Annotated in this window: 5 protein-coding genes; 1 reads left to right on the forward strand and 4 read right to left on the reverse strand. The window is 34.5% G+C overall.

Annotated elements, in window-relative coordinates:
- Positions 1-102: 102 nt before the first annotated feature.
- Positions 103-690 carry a hypothetical protein gene (locus R3333_RS13240; protein WP_318959249.1) on the reverse strand — a complete coding sequence of 196 codons (588 nt, stop codon included), beginning with the start codon at positions 688-690 and terminating at the stop codon, positions 103-105.
- Positions 691-836: 146 nt separating this feature from the next.
- On the opposite strand from R3333_RS13240, the gene R3333_RS13245 reads away from it, so the two are divergent.
- Complete coding sequence (locus tag R3333_RS13245; protein WP_318959250.1) at positions 837-1,142, forward strand: hypothetical protein; 306 nt, start codon at positions 837-839, stop codon at positions 1,140-1,142.
- 79 nt (positions 1,143-1,221) lie between these two features.
- Here the strand turns inward: R3333_RS13245 and R3333_RS13250 are convergent, their stop codons facing one another.
- The 3 genes from R3333_RS13250 to R3333_RS13260 form a co-directional block, all read right to left on the reverse strand.
- Positions 1,222-2,148: a tryptophan 2,3-dioxygenase family protein gene (locus R3333_RS13250; RefSeq protein ID WP_318959251.1), complete on the reverse strand. Its 927-nt coding sequence runs from the start codon at positions 2,146-2,148 to the stop codon at positions 1,222-1,224.
- Positions 2,149-2,226: 78 nt separating this feature from the next.
- Entirely contained in the window at positions 2,227-2,973 is a 747-nt protein-coding gene (locus tag R3333_RS13255) for a DUF2490 domain-containing protein (RefSeq protein ID WP_318959252.1), read from the reverse strand.
- Positions 2,974-3,187: 214 nt separating this feature from the next.
- The coding region (locus R3333_RS13260; protein WP_318959253.1) for a carbonic anhydrase at positions 3,188-3,581 on the reverse strand (394 nt) is incomplete at its 5' end.

A 3,581-nucleotide genomic window follows, 5' to 3' on the forward strand; every position in this document is an offset into this window, starting at 1 on the left:
GAAGAAACGAGGAACATCATTCTTCTCAAACAAGACCTCCCCTTTTTTTAAATGTATTTTTTCAGCTCCGTAGCGAAGCATCATTTCTTCTTTAATCATTACTTAAAAAGGATAATATAAAGTAGCTGTAAATGAACCTCTTCTACCACTCACCACACGAAGACTTGGGTCGTCATATCTCCCCTTGTTTAGTCCGTACGTATAAGCCAGTTTCACCGCAATAATACGGTTGGGTAAATCAATTTGACCTCCTAATTCAACACTTGGACCAATCACGTGTTCCATATTGAATCCAAATTCTTTGTAGAAATTATATTCAAAACCTAATCCTAAAAACATGTTATAGCTTTCTGGATTACCTAGCATTACCTCTCCATATACAGGAAGGTTTACACCAATATTACCAAAAACATTGTTAGAAAAAGATGCTAGATAAACACCTCCAAATGGATAAGCTCCCACACCGTAAGAAAAATTAGGTCGTTTATTAACCAATATTTTTCCGCCATAACTAAAACCATAAATAATGGAATTATACCTCAATGTACCCGCAGGAACATTTCCTTCTACAAACTCTAATTCTTGCTGGTAGTGAGAATAAACCAAACCTGGTCCGACATATTGATAATACGTTTGGGCACCTGCCAAACCACTAAAAAGCATGCACAAAGCAAAAATCAATCTTTTCATAGTTCTAATTTACACTTGCAATATTACCATTTTCTATACCAAAATAGCTATAAAGGTAGCTCAACATTCATTTAAAAGCTATGATTAAGGTCATAAAAACTGCTAAAACTTGGTCTTAATTTTACCTAAAACAAAACATAGATATCATGAGTGCAAAAACAGCAGTAGCCACAGCAGATAATGGATTTTACACCAAATTAGAACAAGGAAGATTTGGCTTAACTACAATAGGAATGACGCTACAATCTTGCTTAAGTGCAGTAGCTGTAAATTATTTACTTCAATTAGAAAACGATAAGGATTTAATCCCATTAATTCTATTGGCAATGATTACCATGGCTTCTAACGCATTTATAATTGCCCAAATGAGTATGAAACTCATTTTCAACACTTTTGTATTGAGTATTATTAGCGCCACAGCGTTTCTAATATACGCCTTACTAAGTATGTAAATTGAACTCCATAACAACAACAACAAAAAGCCCGCTCAACTACAGTTGAAGCGGGCTTTTTAATCTTTCTTAATTCGATCTATTGTTCTAAATCTTCTCCCCAATTCTTTAATTCGTCCTCAGACCATAAACTTGGGAAAAATACTCTTCTTTGGTATTTTGGGTGCATGTATTTGGTCCAATCACTACCACCTGTTGCCGCTTTTGGTTTGTCTTCCTGACCGTAGTTCAAGTATTTTTTAGCTGTATTGTAATGTGCCATGACCCATGTAATATTTATGGTGTAGTCTAAATGACGCATTGCAGCTATAAGGTTTTCATTCTCCCTAGCTTCTTTGGGTAAGCTTAAGTACATAGAATACAAGTTGTTTTCACTGTGTTTCTCCATGTAATCTAAAAAGAAGCTCTTGTATTTTTTCTCAAAATTGAACAGCAATTGTTTCTTCTCTCCAGTTTTGAAGTTCTTACCTGCGGCTTGCCAGTAAAGTCTATTGAAAATATCTTCCGTTTCAGAATCTTTATTTACCTCATTTCTAAACCTAGGATCAACCAAATTTAAAGCATTGGTGCAAGAAAACTCAATCATTCTGTATTGCGCACTTTGGAAACCACTTGCTGGTGTTAAAGTATCTCTAAATAACAAATACTGCTCAGGCTCCATTCCATCTTTCATGATTGTAAAAGATGAAGTTAACATATCGAAGTAACGCGAAATTCTTGATAATTTAGAAGAAAACAACTCAGGCGTTAAGTTATCTGTTTCTTGTAATTGCTCTATTTCATGCAACATCATTTTAAACAAAATCTCATTTACCTGGTGGTACATGATAAAAACCATCTCATCCGGAAAATCAGTTCTTGGCTTTTGTAAAGAAAGTAAAGCCTCAGTATCAATATAATCCCAGTATGTGATAGGCTTTTGGTATAGGAGTCCTTTTAAATAAGTCTCCATAGGTTCATCCAAACCCTTATATTTCTCTTCTAATTTATCTAGTGTATCTTTCATTTTCCTTTGTTTACAATCTTCAAAGATGAAGTTTTTTCGTCTCTTTTTTTATGACCTATATCATAAAACCATCAAAGATCAATTGCCTTTTCCTATTTTGTATAAGCATAAAAAGGAGAGCATTAAATTGCTCTCGGCCAGTGTTTTTCCTCGATTTAAATATTGATGCATTCCGCCAATTCCAAGACGTACTCCATTCCTGAACTTATAATAAGTCCCCAAATAAAATAGGTTTTGATTTAAACTCACCTCTAAAGATTTGCTAGGGATGTTCAGCCATATTTCATTAAAACTCATAAGGTACACCTTCTTACTTTTGGTAATTGGCCGGTTCACCAGACACCTGTACCTAAACCTGTTGTTATAAACCCTTCCATCTATCCAAGTATCTCCATTTTCACCTGTAATTAATTTTTGAGTGAAACGTTCTTCCATTCTCAAACGGTGAAAGAAGGAAAACTGATGCGTTTTATGTTTCAAGGTTGTCTGTTGCCATAAAGTGATTTCTGACTGTGCTATGGGAAGGGGAACTTCTCCGTGGGGCAAATTTTTAAAGTACGTAAATCCACTAGAGAAGCTTATATGTGGTTTATAGTTGTACTTTATACCTGGAATGAATAAGTATTGCTGAAATTCACTGCAAGCATCCGTGAAGCGGACATGCACTTCGCTATTGAAGAACCACTTCTCTTTGATTTGAATATCACCTATGGCAGTATTCCATAAATGTTTATGCTTTAAGAGTTGTTTCTCTTGAGCAATTGAAAGTTGAATAAATAATAGGCTCAGTAATAAAAGGAATAGGTAACTCCTTTTTTCTTTCATTGTAGTAGTTGTTGTGCTATTTTTAGCAATTTAATTCATCCAGCTATAGGTCTTATTTGAAATAGATAAGTATCAATCTAAATTCGATATACGGTAAGTAAAACATGGATAAATTGAATATCCCTAAAACTTACAATTAAACCACCGATAAACAGAAAAGATACAGGGATCTAACCAGAGCTTGCCTAGAAGTTTTTTTTGAAAAAATATAGAATTATCCCAATTTATAGATTTCCATGACGTCCTCTAAAATTTTAGGGAAGTCTATTTCTAAATCTATTAATTTTCCTGAGTGAATATCAAACACCCATCCGTGCACAGTAAAATCTCTTTCCAATGAAGCTTTTTGTACCTGTGCTGTTTTTATCACGTTGATACATTGCTCTTGAACGTTCAGTTCCACTAGCCTTTTGTACCTTGACTCTTCATCATCAATGGCATTTAATTCTGTTTTATGGATACGGTAGACGTCACGAATATTTCTTAACCATGGATTTAAAACACCTAAATCTTGTGACTCCATTGCAGCTTTTACACCTCCACAGTAATAGTGGCCACAAACAACGACATGTTTTACTTTTAAATGCGCCACTGCATAATCTATTACA

This window comes from Lishizhenia sp., assembly GCF_033720595.1.
In the GTDB taxonomy this organism is placed as follows: Bacteria; Bacteroidota; Bacteroidia; order Flavobacteriales_D; family Crocinitomicaceae; genus Lishizhenia.

Bases quoted from the DNA above. Each gene is read 5' to 3' on its own strand.
- R3333_RS13240 (WP_318959249.1), bottom strand. From the start codon at position 690: ATGAAAAGATTGATTTTTGCTTTGTGCATGCTTTTTAGTGGTTTGGCA.
- R3333_RS13245 (WP_318959250.1), top strand. From the start codon at position 837: ATGAGTGCAAAAACAGCAGTAGCCACAGCAGATAATGGATTTTACACC.
- R3333_RS13250 (WP_318959251.1), bottom strand. From the start codon at position 2,148: ATGAAAGATACACTAGATAAATTAGAAGAGAAATATAAGGGTTTGGAT.
- R3333_RS13255 (WP_318959252.1), bottom strand. From the start codon at position 2,973: ATGAAAGAAAAAAGGAGTTACCTATTCCTTTTATTACTGAGCCTATTA.